The following is a 17,303-nucleotide window of genomic DNA, read 5'->3' on the forward strand; positions in this document are numbered from 1 at the left end:
TGCGTGACATGAAAATAAAATGTAACGCACCACCTATCTCTAGAGGTGTAATATTTCGGTGCGTTACGCTGCGCTTTTCATGTTGCGCAGCGTTATCGTATAGGGACTGCTACGCTTTCCATGTCCGCTCAAGCGCGGAAAACTCACCCTACTGGAGTGAGATACATCAATGAAATGTAATGCACTACAACAAATCAACGCTCAAACGGTAGGAGGTACGAGCGCTACCTTGAGGATACACCCGCACAAAATAAGTTCCTTTGTCTAACCGCGTGACTATGCTTTCGGGGTCAGCTCCATCATTTTTGGATTGAAATATCAATACTTCCTCACTATCATACAAGTCAATGTTGGCATTTTTTAACAAGTCGTCTAAAACTAATACCAGAGTTCCTTCTCTGTCTGTGCGGAAACTGTAGAAGTCGTCGGTGTCGCGATCGCCTGCTTCGCTAAAACCAATTTTGTCACTTACAATTTCTTCTCCGGTAATTTTCCCTAGGTTAACTGCTGTCTCGAAACTATCTCCTGGTTTGTCGCTACCTGCATCGTTATCTTTGATGGTACCAATACCTCGTTTGTCTCCCAGTTTGGCATTTTTGGGTTTGCTGAGAGTAACTGTAAATTTCTCATCGTTTTCGTTGAGGGTGTCGCCTTTGATGGGAACGGTTATTGTCTTTTTCTTTTGGTTGGGTTTGAAGGTGAGTTTGCCTGATGTTTCTATGTAGTCAGAACCTTCTTTGGCGGTTCCGTCAGCGGTGCCATAGTTTACTTGAACTTTTTTGTTAACTTTGGTGTTGAGGGTAATGTCGAATTTTAGTTGTTTTCTGCCTTTGTCGTTTTCGGTGATTTGAGCGTCGCTAATAGAAAGTTCGGGTTGGGTGTCATCGTTATCACGGATGGTGGCAATACCTCGTTTGTCTGAGAGTTTGGCGTTTTTGGGTTTGCTGAGGTTGATGTTAAATTTCTCGTTGTTTTCGTCTAGGGTGTCGCCTAGGATAGGAATGTTAATTGTTTTTTTGGTTTGTCCTGGTTTAAAGGTGAGAATACCGTTGGTTTTCTTATAGTCTTTTCCTGCTTTGGCAGTACCGTTGGCAGTTGTATAGTTTACTTTGACTGTTTCGCTGCTGGCGTTATCAAGGTTAACGGTGAACTTGGCGTTTTTCTTGCCTCGGTTGCCTTCGGTGATGGTGGTGTCGGAAATGGTTATGTTGGGTTCGGTTGTTGCTATTTCGCTGGTGTTGGTTAAAATGGAGATGGTATCCTCATCTATGTTCGTTACAGCAATGTCTAGTTTGCCATCGTTATTAAAATCCTCTAGTACAACATCTATAGGTGCATCTCCCACCTGAAAATTAATTGCAGCACCAAAATTTCCTTTTCCTTGTCCTGGCAATACAGAAATATTATCTGAATCTTTGTTAACTGCAACAATATCTTGCTTACCGTCGTTATTCAAATCTCCAATGGCGACATCTTCTGGATTATCTCCTACTGAGAAGTTATTGGGAAAACCAAAACGCCCATCTCCAGTACCGAATATTACAGAAATATTGTCTGAGTTTTCTGTAGCCACCACAATATCGAGTTTCCTATCTCCATTCAAGTCTTTAGCCTCAATACCATTTGGTTCATCTCCTCCTGCTCCAAAGTTAGTAGGAAAACCAAAGCTACCATCTCCATTTCCCAATAGCACTGAAACATTGTCTGATAAATAATTAGTTACCACAATATCAAGAAAAGGATCGCCGTTAAAATTTCCTACTGCTGGAAAACCAGGAGTATCAGCTCCCACCTGATAAGTAAGGCTTTGAGCAAAACTGCCATCCCCATTTCCCAAAAGTATTGAGACATCATCACTCACCGTATTTGCTGTGATTATGTCCAACTTGCGGTCTCGGTTCACATCTGCTAGCACTAAACCAAATGGGCGATCGCCTACACCAAATTCTGTAGGAGTACTAAATGCACCCCTACCATCCCCCAACAACACTGCCACAGTGTCATTCTCTAAGTTTGTTGTCGCGATATCTGGGTTGCTATCTTGGTTAAAATCACCAACTCCAACGTAAACAGGTTTACCTCCTACTGTAAATGTAGGTGCAGTTAACGCTCCTCCTTTACCATCACCAAAAAATACTGATACGCTATTTGCTGACTCCCAATTGTTTGCTACTACAATATCCTGCTTCCCGTCTTTATCAAAATCTGCTGCTGCCATACCTAGAGGTTCATCACCTGTAGGGAAAGTCTTAGTCTCAAAAGTAAGTTCCGAACTTGCCTCTACTAAAACCGCACCATCAAAAATCCATACCTCATCATTCTCACTGCCCAACCGCTCAATTTCTGCATCGCTCAAACTGTACTCATTCACCAACGCTGTGAAATATTCGCCCTCATCTCCCGAAACATCCGAATCATTGATCTCGAAGTCAATATAATGTCCTATTTCTTCCGTAATTACATCCACCAGAAGAGATTCAGTTTGCTGGGTTTCACTCGCAACCACAGGAAGAGTTTCACTCCAAACCACAGGAGAACTTTCAGTACCAATAACAGGTAGAGTTTCACTCGCAATCACAGAATTGGTTTCACTCTCAACAACAGAATCATAATTAATCAAACTATCCGCCAAATAAATCTGACCATTCTGAGAATCAAAACCACCCACAGCACCATTCATCTGTTCTGCTGACACAACAATTATCTGGGGCAAATCCTCGCCATTTGCCAAAGCATCAATAATTGTTTCCCCCAAATCAACATTAGCAGACTCCCCAAAAACAGAAAACATATCCGTCTCAAAAATTGCAGAATCAGCAAAATCAGCCAAATTATTTTGAACTTCAATCAACGCCTCTTCAATTATTCCCACTGCTTCCAATGGTTCCACTCCTACTTCCCCCTGAAAAATTATTGGTGCGACTGTATTCGTTGGCTCTAGTCCGAGGGCGGACGTGATATTCAGGGATTCCGTATCATTAGTCATCGTTTTCTGGTGAACTTAGAATATGGCTTTATTAGGTTTTGATGCAAACTTTACACTAACCAAAATGTAATGTCAAGGGGTTTTGTGAAAATTTTTTATAGGGGTTAAAAGCCATTAATTTCTAAACGGTAGGGGCGGGTTTCTCAGTTAAGTTAATGACTCTCATCTATAAATTAAACAAACCCGCCCCCAATAGATTTATGGTAGGGGCGGGTTTATGTCAATCTGAGGGCGAGCCGGAAAATATCTGTTGAAACCCGCCCCTACAGTCTTTTCATCATTAGATAAACCCGCGCCCAAACCAATAGTTATGAGGGCGGGTTTATGTCAATCTGAGGGTGAGCCGGAAAATATCTGTTGAAACCCGCCCCTACAGTCTTTTCATCATTAGATAAACCACATCACCATAACCAAAATATTGTAGGGACCTTGCATGCAACGTCCCTACTGTGATTTACTAAAATGAAAACCGCTGTAATAGTTAGGAGGAATCAGAGTTATACAGGAGGTAGAAGTAAGAATTGTCTCTTAATTTTTCACCTCAAGTGTGAGCCTTGTCTGCTAACTTTTTTAACCTTTTGACCTAAAAAGAGACTTTTTCAGCAAGCCCTAATAAGTGCAGGAACGAAAATGTCAAGGAAAATCAAATATTTTTACAGACGACTAAAGTCGCACATTTGCTTTTCATCCATAGACTAAAACGACATATTTTTCAAGCTCTCGGACTCACCTGATAATTTTTATTATCCATTATCCATTATCCATTAATGAAAAATCCTCATATTTGGCTCCAAATATCTCTAGTCGGAGCATGGTTAGGAATAATTTTAATCCTGGCTGAAACACTCAACCGTTTTGCCAAAGTCAACCCAGAAGTATCGCGAAAAGTGGTTCATGTTGGCACAGGTAATGTAATACTATTAGCTTGGTGGTTAAAAATTCCAGCTTGGATAGGTATTACTGCCGGAATTATTTCCGGAGCGATCGCTCTCATTTCTTACAAACTGCCTATTCTTCCCAGCGTTAATAGTGTAGGGCGCAAAAGTTTAGGAACATTTTTCTACGCAGTTAGTATAGGTATTCTCATCGGTTGGTTTTGGTCTATCGAACAACCTGAATATGCTGCCCTGGGAATATTAATTATGTCATGGGGCGATGGTTTAGCAGCAGTCATTGGTCAAAATTTTGGCAAACATCCCTATCAAGTCTGGGGAATCAACAAAAGTTGGGAAGGTTCCCTAACAATGTGTTTAGTTAGTTATATTATTTGTTGTTTAATTTTGTTGGTAGTGCAAGGCAATATTTGGCAGACTTGGGTATTAGCTATTCCCGTAGCATTAGCTGCTACAGGTTTAGAAACATTATCAAAAATTGGTATAGATAATTTGACCGTACCATTAGGTAGTGCTGCTCTTTGTTTCCTACTAAATCAATTTTTTTAACTTGATAGAAATGAAATTAAATGTAGGGAGGTTAAAAATAACTTCCCTACAATAATTATTGGATTAATTGAGACTTTTTATTTCTGATTTAAAAGGGCGAAAAAAAATTCCAGAGAATCAATTAAAACTGCTGTTTTAGTTAACTGTTTTAGTGACTCAATATTGTCAATTTGATTAACAGCATCGACAATATTTGTAGGCACATTTTTAAACCTAGTTTCTAAAGCTTTTATGATTAATTATTTAGTAGATTTAATTTCTCCTTCTACTAAACCAATCTATTCCCCTTTTTCTATACCAATCTATTCCCCTTTTTCTATACCAATCTCTTCAATGGAAGCAACAAAAGGCATCTTTTTTTCCTCCTTATAATTATATACTTCTGTTTGAAATTGTCTTTTGAGTTCCTCTGGCAATATCATCATCAAGTCGATTAATCTGAACAACTGAATTACCATTTATTTACTATAACCTCTCTCATATAGTAACCGCACTAGAGTCAACTTACTTTCTAGTCTAATGAGATAATTTTTTCGAGTTTCCTTACTTTTTAAGTAAGACATAATCACCACGGCAAATGGATTATTATTTTCTGCTAATAATTCCCAATTTTGCTCATAGTCTAATAGTTTAACTACGGGAAATTTTAGAGTTAATTGACAACCTTGGTATTTTTCAAACGATATTTATCATAAATGCGGTAATGATAAACATACATTCTTTCGGCAAAATCACTTTCATATTGACCTTGAATTTTTGTATGAATCAAAATTACTGTTTCTTGGCTATTTTTGAGCAAAACTTTAACTAATTTATCAGCTAAACGTTTGCTCAAACTAGCATCTTGAAAATTTTTTTTAAACTCTTTATCCAAAGCTTCATAACCTTTTTTCCAATCAATTTCTTAGTAAGCACGAGGAAAAAAGAAAGCCATAAATTCGGGAAAGTAAACATAATCATGCTTCTTTCCCAGGGCTATCATATTCTTCTGTAGTTTGTTGTTTCATATATAAAATAAAAGTTGCATTTTTCAAGTTATAATTATTAATCATAAGTTGAAAAATTGTAAATTATCACCCCGTTATACTTATAGTTTATAGCCAGTTAAAATTGTTTATTTCTCAGATAATACTTGCTTGGGAAAAATTTTCTAGAGTTTAACCTTATCATAGACCTAAAAAGTAAGCATTTAGCAATAATATGTCGTAAGCATTCAGCTATTAGCACCTCAGCTATCAGCAATAAAAAACTCTGTTTGAAGGAGGATATTTAAACGAATAAAGAAAGTGAAAACTGAATTTTGTAGTCAGAAAAATTTCTGATTTATCGGCAACTGTATCATACATCTTTTTTCTGAAAATAAAATCAATAGCTGAGTTCTAAATGCTGACAATATGTCAACTTTAGAAGAGGATATTCAGTAATTATTAATTATTCATTATTCATTATTCATTATTCATTATTCATTATCCACATATCCACACCAAAAGTTGTAGGGACGAATAGCCATTCGCTCCTACAACTTGTTTAGCCAAATAAAAGTTACTCTTAGTATCTTGTCCGCAAGTAGTCTACCTGACTTAAATAAAATCTGTTGTAATTAATAGACATCTCCAGAAAAGAGGGAACACTTAACTGGGAACAGGGAACAGGGAAAAAGAATTGATGATTTATGGATAATAATTGATTCTATTTTTTATTTTTGGAGATGTCTAATAATTAAATAATATCAAATCCGCTTAATTCAGTAGAAAAAAATGTTTTATTTTCAACCATTATCAAAACTCCCCACAACTCCCACCCTTCCTAAACTCTTTTTACACCGATACTACCGGACATAATATAATATGGGTTTAGAACTCGATCTAGTCTGCATCTGCCCAACGGGAACCGTGATAAGGGTCTCCTTCAAAAGGATGCACACCAATCATTGGATACATATCATCACTAGGACTAAAAATGCGACCAATAGCTTCAGAAATATAAACTATAGCTTCTTCTATTGATTTGAAAATATCCATAAACTTTACCTCTTTTGTTAGCGATAAAACTTTTTTATTGACACTTTTACTCTAGCTTATTCTTACCTTACTTGCCTATAGTTGTAACATTTATTTGAAGCTCGTATTATTTAGTAATTATTTTTAGAGGGATCGAGATAAAATGTAAACTTTTTAGGTTATTTATTTACAATAATTTACTAGAAAGCTATATGTTAGCTAAAGTTACTTTAATATCGTTCTAGATAAAAATTCACGAAAATTCTCACCTTACCTTAAAATTGTAGCACAACACATTGACTTAAAAAAATCATCTTTAGATAATCAACTATAAACAAAATCAGGATTTACGCAAGTGAACCTAGAAACCGGGTTTCTGTGCGCAAGTCCTAAAAATATTTTTGTAGAGATGTTCAATGGAACACCCCTACAGCAGTCTACTCATCAAAAAAACACCATATTTACAGAAGTCGCAGCAAGAACTTAACCTCTAACCTCTAACCTCTAACTTCTGAGTTTTGACTTCTGACTTTTGAGTTCTAATAGGCGCACTTAAAGCTGTATTCAGTTCAGCACAACCTAATTTTTCCTCTAAAATAGCCATAACTTCACGACCAAAATCATTAGGGTTTCTTCCCCAAGCTTCCAGACAAACTTGACCAAAAAATGCACCTAAAGGTTCTGGGTTCCATAACAACTTTCTCGCAGTCCAAGGCATTAAACTCATCGGATCATATCCAGGTTTCAAGATGTCTTTTGAGAAAGCATAATCTTCTAAATGAGTGTGAGGTTGTAACCCAATAAAAAAGATAGCAGGTTCTACCTTATCAACTCCAAAAATTTTCTCTAGTTCTCGATGATAAGCAATAGTTTGCCTAATAGTTTCATAGGTCTCATCAATTACATTAAACGAGTAATTAACTGAAACTAAATCATTAAAACCAGCAGCTTTTAAATCCCGACAATTTTCCAATACTACCCGTAAGTTATAACCCATTCGCATTTTCCTGACCAACTCTTGAGAACCACTGGTAATACCAATCTCGAAATAATTCATCCCAGTCTTTACCATCAACTCGCACAACTGAGGAGTAAGGTTATCCGCACGAATATATGCTGCCCAATGAATATCATCCATCCCTGCATCCAGAATTTTTTGCAATAACTCCACGGCATCATTAATATACATCCTAGCAGGAATAAATTGAGCATCAGTAAACCAGAAATTACGAATACCGAGATCGTATAGTTGCTTCATTTCTGCAACTACTTCATCAGCAGGATTAATACGAACTTGTTTGCCCTCAATAACTGTATAGACACAATAACAACAATTATGAGGACAACCCCGTTTTGTTTGTACCCCAATGTAGAAATCTTGATCTTGCAGGTAATATACAAATTCCGGCCAGATAGTATTAATATATTTATAGTTGCAGGCAGTTTTTTCAATAGGAGCAGGTTTTTCGTGAACCAGGCGATCGCGCGGTGATGTTTCTCCTACCACATAGCATCGTTCATCACTAAAATTTTCCCCTCGAATTAGTCTTTCTAACAAGACTTCTCCTTCTCCGACAGATACAATAGTACCATTAGGCAAACTACGACCTAGTTGTTCATAAAAAACACTTACTGCTCCACCCCCAACTATTGCACGAGTTTCTGGTCGATAAATTTTAGCTCTCTTTAGACCATGTTTAATTAGTCCTATGTTACGCCAGAGTTCTGTGTAATAAGAAGTTGCTAACCGTAGACCTCCCACTGCACCCCTCAGTTTAATCAGAGGGTTGTTCCCATAATAAAACTCGAAAGCATTTTGCAGAGGGTTGCCTCCACGGCCTCCGACAGGTGCATATATCTGAATATCTCTCCAGGAAAAGACTAATAGGTTTGGTCTAAATTTATCAATACAGTTATCTAAAGCTGTTCTGTAGTCTAGAGGTGGTACTGCTCCCAAGTCAAATATCCTTTGCTCTACTTCCGGGAAGAGTTTATGGACATGATCTGCTAAATAAACTACTCCGATAGGGAAAATAGGGTTACATGGGAGACGAACATAAAGAACTTTGTTTTCCATAATTTTTTTGGATCAAATGTACAAGGTTTATAAATGATTTATTAAGAAAGATTGCTTTCATAATTTTAATATTAAATTTTCTGAAAATCTTGATATTCTAAGATAGGGTTTGCTGAAAAATTCTTTTTGTCAAGGCAGGGACTAGGGAATAGAGAATAGGGAGTAGTTAAGAGTAAGGAGAAGCGCGAAGTTGCAGAGGAAGTTGAAAAATAGTTTCTTAATTTTTCTTTCTGCTAGTGAATGTAAAATGCTCAGGTTTTGAACCCGATCCGCCTAAAAATTTCCACTTTTTCCGACCCTAAAAAGACTGAAATCTTTATCTATGAATACTTTTAGATTTAATCAGCCAGCCCTAAGTAATCATGGAAAATAAATTTCCTAGTTGCAAGAGCAAACCAGGTAACTTTGCTTTACCTGTTGGAAAAATGTCATAGCATTTCTCAAGCAATATAAAAACTCAGGTAAAGTTGTTTTTTTCTTTTCTATTCTTTACTCTCTACTCAAAAACTTGGTGTCTTAGCACAAATTCAAAGAAAAGTTAAAAATCCGCGACAATCTTAATTATTTATTAATAACTTATGATGTAGAAAGTAGCTAGGAAATATGTGGAAAAAATATCCCTTCATTTTTCTGCTATTGTTTATTCTCTCCAAAATACCAATTTTTTTAGCTTGACCAACCGAAAAGCTGGTAAGTTAATCAGCAAAATCAATTACACATCTGATTCTTCCCTGTTCCTTGATCCCTCTCTTGACTAGAAAATTTCAAAAGCACAACTACTTAATTTTTTGACTCTAAAAATGCTTTAGCCCTTATATTTCTGGGTTTTAATACTTAATTTAGTCAGCCTTAATTAAAAAATCTAAAAGTCGGTATTCAAGATTACAACCAATAGGGATCAATTAGTGTTAACTTGTTATTATAAATAAAAACTGTATAAATCGAAAACTTTTGCAAGACTCAAACTATGGCACAAATTCTTGATCCCTTACCATCCAATAGCTCAAATAAAATCTTCTGTTGCTACGTCAATACCACAAGTCAAATCCAGATAACCAAAATTAGTAATGTACCAAATTGGTATTTTGAAAGAGTTGTTTTTCCAGGACAACGTTTAGTCTTTGAAGCAGTTGTTGGTGCTTGTATGGAAATTCACACAGGTATGTTGGCCAGTTCTATCCTAGAGGATACAGTACCTTGCGATCGCCTGCAAATCAATGAAGGCCCATATTCTGCAATTCCTAAAACTGAACAATCTGTGGTCAAGTCTGCTAGTCTCTCTCAAAAACCAAAGTCTTCTTCAAAGTCAGAACCAGTTTTGAGTTTAGCAGATTAATTAATTTTGGCTTCCAGGGAGTGAAATTAAATTAGAGGTGTAAAAATAAATCTACTTAATCATTATCATCATTTATTTTTTTCATAGAAAAGAAAGTTGATGTTCTGGATAATAAATGCTCCCAACAAATGTAGTTATCTTTGTTTTTTGTATTCAAAAAGGTGTTGTGGCGGAAATGAGTAGTCGCTCATTTCCCCTACATCCTAATAGGTTCAAAATCTTAACGACATGAACAAGCTAGACTAAGACTTGCTAAATGTTTTCTAGGGAATGCTACGCAAATATGCTAAATTCAAAGATATCAAGAATAGATTTTATGCATCAATTATCTACTGAAATAATTGGTAAAAACTAAACAATTATTTTAAAAGTATGACAATGTTTTTGGTATGATTAATAGTTGATTTTAATACGAAAATTTGTCAAGAAACTGTAGCAATTATCAATAGGTTACAACAAATCAAAAAGTATATAAGAAAACTAAAACTCTTAAGGATTTGCAACTTAATAAAGTACCAATAATTATTAGTAAAAAAACTGTGCTTGTCCGCAGCTAGGCAGTAATACAGCAGCGGATTCCATCTTAAAGTGTGGTAAAGCTATGACAGTCTAGAAGGCTGAACTGCAAAAGTTTGGTCATTAATATTTGTACACCATAAACTGGGAATCCGCTCTATTAGGCTCAAGCTTAATTAGCAAAACAACTTAGTCATAGGCGAAGCCTTATCCCAGATTAGCAATCTCTACTCTGGATAGAGTGCTGGTAGTCTATTTTTTTTGTACTCCCTTACCAAACAATTAATAATTAATAATCAACAGTTTATAGTCAATAATTATTCATTCAACGATTCAGGCTTAAAGCCTCCCCGTTGAAGGGGATAAATAAAAGAAATCATGATTAGTAAATCCCCTTGTTTCTTTTAAGAATGGGTAATTATTAATTTTTCATTGTTAATTGTTGAACTGTTGCCTGTTCCCTAAAAGTAGTAAGATTTTTATACACAAATAAAACAGGATAGCTATATTTATTGAGATCAAAGAAATGTCAAAATTTTAATTTAATACAATAATTTTAAAACTAAATAATTATTCATTATATAGCAATTTTAATATGCTTAATTAACTAGACAAAGTATGATTGAAAATAAAAATTCAGAAACCTCTATATTTAGAATTTCTCCTCTGATTAAATTAACTCTTTTAAGTTTATATATCGCATTGACTGTACCTTTGCCTTTTTTATCTCAAGCTACAAATGCACCAGTACCTCCTATTATTTTAGAAGTAGGACTAATACTAGGAGCAATAGCATTATATGCAGCTTTAACAGAACGAGTAATAACTAACGAGAAAGGTATTCAAGTATCCTATCCAGTTTGGGTTCCAGATTTATTTCGCAAAGGTTGGTACTTACCTTGGACAGAAATAAGAGCGCTTAAACCTAGAACTACAGGTCAAGGTGGTTTAGTATACTACTTTCTTAGTAATTCTGGAGATGGTTATTTATTACCAATGCGAGTAGTAGGTTTTGCCAAACTGGTTCGGATAGTAGAAGCAAAGACAGGTATAGATACAACTGATGTACGTCCTTTATCACAACCTTGGATGTATTTGATTTTATTCGGTTGTACCATACTTTTACTCTTAGTAGATGCTTGGACGATTTCTAATGCGATGGCTATTTCTTAGCTGAAAAATGAAACAGGAACAGTATCAACTATATTTAGACCAAGTAAGTTTAACTACCCCAGTTACCTCTCACTACTTACTAAAAGATATTTCTTTTGGTGTAGAAAAAGGTACTAGGGTTGCTATCGTAGGTACTTCTGGTTCTGGTAAGACCTCTTTGTTAAGACTTTTAAATAAATTAAGTTCTCCCACTTCTGGTTATATTTATTTAAATAATCAGAAGTACGAAAAAATTCCTGTTATTCAACTCCGAAAAGAAGTAACAATGGTATTACAGGATTCAAAACTTTTGGGAATGTCTGTAGCAGAAGCGATCGCTTACCCTTTAAAAGTTAGAGGACTAAGGCAACCGGAAATTCAGGAAAGGTGCGAATATTGGATACAGCAGTTAAATATTCCCGAATCTTGGTTATCTAGGTCAGAATTACAACTTTCTATGGGGCAAAAACAGCTAGTGGCGATCGCTCGTGGTGCTGTAGTTCAACCTAAAATTATTTTATTGGATGAACCTACTTCAGCTCTAGATATTGGTATTGCTAATCGAGTTATACAGGTATTAGAAACTTTAGCAAAAACTGGAGTCACAGTAATTATGGTGACTCATCAAATAGATTTAGCTGAAAAGTTTTGTACAAAGTTACTACATTTAGAGCAAGGAGAATTAATTGAAGATTCTCCTAATAGTAAAGTTGATTGGGTGAAGTTACGTCATAATATTATTCAGGCACAAACTCAAGAAACTGAAGAATGGAATTAATTTCACAAAAATAATGTCAGTCTAATTTTAGTTAGGTCTTCCTAATTAAATCAGAAAAACCAAATTTGGTCCCTATAATTTACTTCTTACTTTTGAATTTTGAATTTTGAATTTTGACTTGATTCAAGCTGGTGCAACTTCTTGAGGTTGTTTGTAAGTTTGTTGATAATTATTTTGCCATTTACCCATAGTTAAAATTTCTTGATTAAATCTATAACCAACATTTCTAACTGTCTGGATTAGACTAGGTTGACGGGGGTCAATTTCAATTTTTTTCCGCAAAGATAATACATGAGTATCTATAGTACGAGGATTATCAATAGAATCTGGCCATCCTCTATGTAGTAATTCTGAACGAGTAAGCGGCATTCCTTCTGCTTGAGCTAAAACATAAAGAAGATTAAATTCTTGTGGAGTTAAATCAATGAGATTACCCTTGAAGATAACTCTACGGTGTACTAAATCTATAATTAAATCACCATAATTTAAACTAATAGGTGGGGTACAACTAATAGTTCTGCGACGACGTAGTAGTGCTTCGACTCTAGCCATAAATTCTTGCATACCAAAGGGTTTAGAAAGATAATCATCTGCTCCTGACTTTAACCCGGCAACAATATCTGCTTCATTTGTGCGTGAGGATAACATTAAAATTAAGCACTGTTGCTGTTGCTGAAGCCATTGACAAAATTCTAAACTATTTCCATCTGGTAGATCGTTTTCCAAAATTACCAGACTTGGGCAATGAGTGTATATTAATTTTTTGGCATGATCAACATTTGCTGACTGATATACCAAGTGTTTTGATTGCTGTAAATGCCAAGCAATCAGGGAACGCAGATGTTGATTCCCTTCTATAATTAAGATACAAGCATCTCCCACTTAAAGAACTTCCTATATAATAATTTAGACTTTTCTTTATAATTTCGTAGACTTAGGTTAACATAAGTTATTGTTGTGTGTTTGTAACATCTGTTACTACCCTGAAAAAAGACTTTTGAGGGTAATATCAAATCTGCTGGCTACGGTTCCCGAAAAATTGGAGAATAAAATTCTACCATCAGAAAAGAGGGAAAAGTATGGTTCTGTAGAGGGTACAGTTCCCGAAAAATTGGAGACCAAACCCCTACAGTTCTTTAATTATACCGATACTACCAGATTTGATATAAATCCTAACTATGGTTGGCTGAAAAAGTCTTTTGGTTAAGATAGGGAGTAGGGAGTAGTTAGGGCTTGCTGAAAAAGTCTTTTTTAAGGAGTAGGGGAGCAAAAAAATAATTTTTTTAGCCCAACGATGCGCCGAAAATTATAACTTTTTGACCGTTAAGAGCTGAAAACTATGTACTTTTTAGGTAGTGATTTTTCGGGAACCGTAAAAGTATCAGACTTTTGCTTGCTCAAGGTGAAAAAGTGAGTATTTGTGTAAGAGTTAGGCAGAGTTGGCAAGGGATAATTTTTACAACTACATCCTCTAAAACTTCTGATTCCTTTTGACTTCCCCTCCAGGGAGGGTTTAGGGGTGGGTTGACTCCCTACTTCACTACTCCCTACTCCCTACTTTCAAAAATTTATAGAAAATTTTTTGCCAATTGTTAATACACACAGATTAATCATTGTATCACATACTTTATATCTTTTCGACATCGAGATTTTGGTATTTTTCCCTAAAATTGATGAAAAATATAAGGAATATATTGTAGAGAGAACAGAAACTGGGAATGAATCCATTTTTAACTATACTAGAGATTTGAAAAGCCTCCGGAAATTGTTTTAAAATATAGGTAGTTAAACTTCAACGTGATATAAAATGCTGATGTACAACATTAAAATGTTTTTGTAATTGGTAAGACCAACACTCACTCAAGTTGTGTCAAACTAATCTTAAAAACAAATGGTACAAGTGGCATTGAAGGAAAAATGGTAGTTCTGTAGATGTAGTGATATTGATAACTAAACTCCTTTAACTGTTAGGAGCGTAACTTCAAAGATGACTACTTGTAGACTACTACCCAGAAAATAACATTAACCTAGAACTTAGGTTCTAATAAATAAAAAAAGATAACCATCAATCCATATAAAACAAAAGCTAATGTTAACTGACGCTCTCACAATTCGCCACTATCAAAAACTAACCGACGCCCTCGTCGAAATGTGGAACCGTGGTTATCGCTACGAGGAAATGCGTATATATTTAGATGGATATCTAACATCCTTGAGAATCTCTAAAGCGATCGAACCATTTCTAATCAATAGATTGGAAGAAGAAACGACTCGCTATATATATGATCCTTCAAATTTTGAAATGCAATTACAAACTCAGGCAACAGTAGATTACTATTAGACTGTAAGCATTCAGCTATTAGCACCTCAGCTATAAGTAATAAAGTCGGAGTTAGTGTAGTAAGCTCTTGGCATCAATAATAATAGTAATACTGTTATTTAAAACTAGGAACAATAGCTGTCTTCGGCTCCTAGATAGGATACTAGCTGAGGGCTGAATGCTTACATGAAACTACAAGTCTGAATCATAAAAATATAAACAGGACTAAAGCCACGGGAACCCAGAAACCCGGTACGAGCGTGGATATTTCTTGTCAAAAACAATGATTTACCGTAGAAACCGGGTTTCTTTGCATAAGTCCTGATCAAAATAAAAGATGTGAAAATGAAGGGTATTTGACAGTACACTTCATTTTTTTTGTTTAAGCTAAATTGCGAATTTATTTTACATCAAATATGTTGATTTTAGATAATCAGATTTTACCTTAAAATATAAAAATAAAAGATGTGAAAATGAAGGGTATTTGACAGTACACTTCATTTTTTTTGTTTAAGCTAAATTGCGAATTTATTTTACATCAAATATGTTGATTTTAGATAATCAGATTTTACCTTTAGTATTGGTAATAACTCCAAGTTTAGGGGTTTGCTTTTCAAACCCCTACAATATTAAATTGTACTGCTCCTCACAGATTTGATATTTTTAATAATACCAATATTTCTAGGAAGCTGAAGCAATAACTAACTTTTGTTGTAGCTCTTCTTTCTTGTTATTGAACATTTCAATCATTACATCTGAGCCTCCAAGAAATTCTCCATCGACGTAAACCTGGGGAATAGTCGGCCAATTAGAATATTCCTTAATTCCTTGCCTAATTTCTGGATCTTCTAATACATCATAAGTTTCATAAGTTGCCCCTAAAATATTCAATATTTGAACTACGTTATTAGAGAAACCACACTGAGGCATCAACTTATTACCCTTCATAAAAACCATAATTTTATTCTCAGTAACTAAGTCATCAATTTTTGCTTTTAATTCTGGAGTTAGAGTCATGTTTATTTCCTCAATTTTATAGATGTTTATTTCAGTTTTGGTTGGTATTTAAAAAGTAGAAATTAAGCAGTTTGTCCTGCTGCTTTCCACTCTTCAGGAGTATAAGTTTTCAAAGCTAAAGCATGGATAGCTTCGGAAGCCATAGGTTCTTTTACCGCAGCGTAAACCATTTGATGTTGTTTGACCAGAGTTTTCCCTTCAAACTCAGAGGAAACAACAATAGCTTGTAGGTGGTCTCCACCTCCAGTTAAGTCTTGGACTTGTACTTGAGCATCTGGCAACTTAGCTTTAATCATTAACTCAACTTGCTCTAGATTCATAATTTTTCCCCTGTCATTTCAGTTATGAGTTATCAGTACAGTACCTCGCAGCTATTGCCGGAGGCTAAAATACTGATCAGCCGTTTGAGAGGCTTTTTCTTCAGAAAAGTATATTGAAAAATACGTTTTTTTGAAGATTCTTACTCCCCATACCCCCCAGATTCTCGACTTTCCCCAGAAGGTTTTCAGGAGTTACTTATAAAGGATAGCCTTGAAAGGGGGGAGGCTTTAGACCCAATATTTCTGTAAAAGTTACTGTTATTTTACATTTTAATTAAGAGATTAGGATATAGTAGGGAATTAGTTATTTCCAGAAGACCGAGGATAGGGAACATCTACAAACCCCAACTCTAGTAACTGTTGGTAAGCTTTTTTTCCTAAATCACGAGTAGGTTGCTGAGAAGTAATGATTTGAACTAATAATGGTACTGCTAGTTCAGGTTGGTTTTGTGCCCGGTGGACGAGAGCTAACTGATAAGTAGCTTGGTCTCTCATCTGAGCAGTTTCTAGAGCTTTGCCCCGTTGGCCACTCGATACGCGATTATCAATACCCGAAAAACTACCAGCTAATTGACTATAGAAATTTGAAAGTTGATTAAATATTTGACGAGCTTCTTGCAACTTCTGGCTGGCTAAATCATAATTCTCTTCAGCAATAGCATTTTCAGCTTCGGTCATTAAGTTTTGGCCTCCCTGAATACTTAGCAGACTATTCTGTGGCTCTAAGGGACGAATATTTTCAGGTTGGGTGAGTTCTGCTGGTTGGACTGGAATAGGGGTAGAGTTTTCTGACTCTATTTCAGGTTGGGTGGGTTGTACTTCAACGGGAATAGGAATAGAATTTTCTGGCTCTACAGTTTCTTCAGATTGAGCATTAAGTGGTTGTTGTACAAGTGTTAAACTTAACACAATTAAAAGAGTCAAGTTGAATGTGGAGTAAACAAAACGAATAGGTTTGGCAAATACCATAATTCTTTTGGTAGATTTGTATAAATCAGAAACTATTTTTAACATATATTTAGTGATTATGCAGAAACCAGATTTATCAAGGAATTTCGTAATTTAAAAAACAATAATCAGGTTGATTACCTAATTTTTTGTTTTGATGCTTTATTTGGCAAGTTCTGATATTATCACTATTTTCAAAATATATATTTTAGGGTTGGCGCTCAAAGTCTGATGGTTAGGGTAGGAGTAGGGAGTAGGGAGTAGGGAGTATGTAGAGACCTTCTATGGAAGGTCTTTATATAGTTGAGCATTTAGCTATCAGCTTGCCTCCTTGGTCGTAGCTGTCATGTCCCGCAGCGTTTGATGTCAGCTCAAAGGCCGAAAACAGCTATTAACTTTAGAGAATAAATT

Annotated in this window: 16 protein-coding genes; 6 read left to right on the plus strand and 10 right to left on the minus strand. The window is 35.5% G+C overall.

All coding sequences use genetic code 11. The features are described 5' to 3' along the window. Positions 1–184: 184 nt before the first annotated feature. Entirely contained in the window at positions 185–2,986 is a 2,802-nt protein-coding gene (locus tag VKJ25_RS19995) for an FG-GAP-like repeat-containing protein (RefSeq protein ID WP_324238397.1), read from the minus strand. Between the two features lie 767 nt (positions 2,987–3,753). Here VKJ25_RS19995 and VKJ25_RS20000 point away from each other — a divergent pair. Then, entirely contained in the window at positions 3,754–4,428 is a 675-nt protein-coding gene (locus VKJ25_RS20000) for a diacylglycerol/polyprenol kinase family protein (protein ID WP_324238398.1), read from the plus strand. A gap of 77 nt (positions 4,429–4,505) precedes the next feature. Here the strand turns inward: VKJ25_RS20000 and VKJ25_RS20005 are convergent, their stop codons facing one another. The 5 genes from VKJ25_RS20005 to VKJ25_RS20025 form a co-directional block, all read right to left on the minus strand. After that, complete coding sequence (locus tag VKJ25_RS20005; RefSeq protein WP_324238399.1) at positions 4,506–4,631, minus strand: hypothetical protein; 126 nt, start codon at positions 4,629–4,631, stop codon at positions 4,506–4,508. Positions 4,632–4,730: 99 nt separating this feature from the next. Beyond that, positions 4,731–4,886 (minus strand): hypothetical protein, encoded by a 156-nt coding sequence (locus VKJ25_RS20010; protein WP_324238400.1) that lies wholly within the window; start codon positions 4,884–4,886, stop codon positions 4,731–4,733. A 194-nt stretch (positions 4,887–5,080) separates the two neighbouring features. Then, a complete protein-coding gene (locus tag VKJ25_RS20015; protein WP_324238401.1) occupies positions 5,081–5,302 on the minus strand; it encodes a hypothetical protein in 222 nt (73 codons plus the stop codon). Between the two features lie 991 nt (positions 5,303–6,293). Beyond that, complete coding sequence (locus tag VKJ25_RS20020) at positions 6,294–6,449, minus strand: hypothetical protein (protein WP_324238402.1); 156 nt, start codon at positions 6,447–6,449, stop codon at positions 6,294–6,296. A 469-nt stretch (positions 6,450–6,918) separates the two neighbouring features. Further along, the gene (locus VKJ25_RS20025; RefSeq protein ID WP_324238403.1) at positions 6,919–8,505 is read right to left on the minus strand and encodes a photosystem II high light acclimation radical SAM protein; all 1,587 of its coding nucleotides are present in this window, start codon (positions 8,503–8,505) and stop codon (positions 6,919–6,921) included. 967 nt (positions 8,506–9,472) lie between these two features. Between VKJ25_RS20025 and VKJ25_RS20030 the strand changes: the two genes are divergently transcribed. From VKJ25_RS20030 to VKJ25_RS20040, 3 genes are all read left to right on the plus strand, one after another. After that, positions 9,473–9,841 (plus strand): DUF1830 domain-containing protein, encoded by a 369-nt coding sequence (locus tag VKJ25_RS20030; RefSeq protein WP_324238404.1) that lies wholly within the window; start codon positions 9,473–9,475, stop codon positions 9,839–9,841. A gap of 1,134 nt (positions 9,842–10,975) precedes the next feature. After that, entirely contained in the window at positions 10,976–11,530 is a 555-nt protein-coding gene (locus tag VKJ25_RS20035; RefSeq protein ID WP_324238405.1) for a hypothetical protein, read from the plus strand. A 7-nt stretch (positions 11,531–11,537) separates the two neighbouring features. Further along, complete coding sequence (locus VKJ25_RS20040; protein ID WP_324238406.1) at positions 11,538–12,287, plus strand: energy-coupling factor ABC transporter ATP-binding protein; 750 nt, start codon at positions 11,538–11,540, stop codon at positions 12,285–12,287. Between the two features lie 123 nt (positions 12,288–12,410). On the opposite strand, the gene VKJ25_RS20045 is transcribed toward VKJ25_RS20040, so the two are convergent. After that, positions 12,411–13,169 (minus strand): response regulator transcription factor, encoded by a 759-nt coding sequence (locus VKJ25_RS20045; protein ID WP_324238407.1) that lies wholly within the window; start codon positions 13,167–13,169, stop codon positions 12,411–12,413. Between the two features lie 115 nt (positions 13,170–13,284). On the opposite strand from VKJ25_RS20045, the gene VKJ25_RS20050 reads away from it, so the two are divergent. Next, on the plus strand, positions 13,285–13,494 hold the full coding sequence (locus VKJ25_RS20050; RefSeq protein ID WP_324238408.1) for a hypothetical protein: 210 nt from the start codon (positions 13,285–13,287) through the stop codon (positions 13,492–13,494). Between the two features lie 882 nt (positions 13,495–14,376). Beyond that, the gene (locus tag VKJ25_RS20055) at positions 14,377–14,628 is read left to right on the plus strand and encodes a DUF6761 family protein (protein ID WP_324238409.1); all 252 of its coding nucleotides are present in this window, start codon (positions 14,377–14,379) and stop codon (positions 14,626–14,628) included. A 660-nt stretch (positions 14,629–15,288) separates the two neighbouring features. Here the strand turns inward: VKJ25_RS20055 and grxD are convergent. The 3 genes from grxD to VKJ25_RS20070 form a co-directional block, all read right to left on the minus strand. Beyond that, complete coding sequence (grxD, locus tag VKJ25_RS20060; RefSeq protein ID WP_324238410.1) at positions 15,289–15,624, minus strand: Grx4 family monothiol glutaredoxin; 336 nt, start codon at positions 15,622–15,624, stop codon at positions 15,289–15,291. A gap of 62 nt (positions 15,625–15,686) precedes the next feature. Continuing rightward, entirely contained in the window at positions 15,687–15,947 is a 261-nt protein-coding gene (locus tag VKJ25_RS20065) for a BolA family protein (protein WP_324238423.1), read from the minus strand. A gap of 297 nt (positions 15,948–16,244) precedes the next feature. Beyond that, on the minus strand, positions 16,245–16,913 hold the full coding sequence (locus VKJ25_RS20070) for a tetratricopeptide repeat protein (RefSeq protein ID WP_324238424.1): 669 nt from the start codon (positions 16,911–16,913) through the stop codon (positions 16,245–16,247). Between the last annotated feature and the right edge of the window lie 390 nt (positions 16,914–17,303).

It is taken from the genome of Okeania sp. (genome assembly GCF_035285525.1).
Lineage (GTDB): Bacteria > Cyanobacteriota > Cyanobacteriia > Cyanobacteriales > Microcoleaceae > Trichodesmium.

Coding starts and splice junctions, on each gene's coding strand:
- VKJ25_RS19995 (WP_324238397.1), bottom strand. CDS start 2,986: ATGACTAATGATACGGAATCCCTGAATATCACGTCCGCCCTCGGACTA.
- VKJ25_RS20000 (WP_324238398.1), top strand. CDS start 3,754: ATGAAAAATCCTCATATTTGGCTCCAAATATCTCTAGTCGGAGCATGG.
- VKJ25_RS20010 (WP_324238400.1), bottom strand. CDS start 4,886: ATGGTAATTCAGTTGTTCAGATTAATCGACTTGATGATGATATTGCCA.
- VKJ25_RS20020 (WP_324238402.1), bottom strand. CDS start 6,449: ATGGATATTTTCAAATCAATAGAAGAAGCTATAGTTTATATTTCTGAA.
- VKJ25_RS20025 (WP_324238403.1), bottom strand. CDS start 8,505: ATGGAAAACAAAGTTCTTTATGTTCGTCTCCCATGTAACCCTATTTTC.
- VKJ25_RS20030 (WP_324238404.1), top strand. CDS start 9,473: ATGGCACAAATTCTTGATCCCTTACCATCCAATAGCTCAAATAAAATC.
- VKJ25_RS20035 (WP_324238405.1), top strand. CDS start 10,976: ATGATTGAAAATAAAAATTCAGAAACCTCTATATTTAGAATTTCTCCT.
- VKJ25_RS20040 (WP_324238406.1), top strand. CDS start 11,538: ATGAAACAGGAACAGTATCAACTATATTTAGACCAAGTAAGTTTAACT.
- VKJ25_RS20055 (WP_324238409.1), top strand. CDS start 14,377: ATGTTAACTGACGCTCTCACAATTCGCCACTATCAAAAACTAACCGAC.
- grxD (WP_324238410.1), bottom strand. CDS start 15,624: ATGACTCTAACTCCAGAATTAAAAGCAAAAATTGATGACTTAGTTACT.
- VKJ25_RS20070 (WP_324238424.1), bottom strand. CDS start 16,913: ATGGTATTTGCCAAACCTATTCGTTTTGTTTACTCCACATTCAACTTG.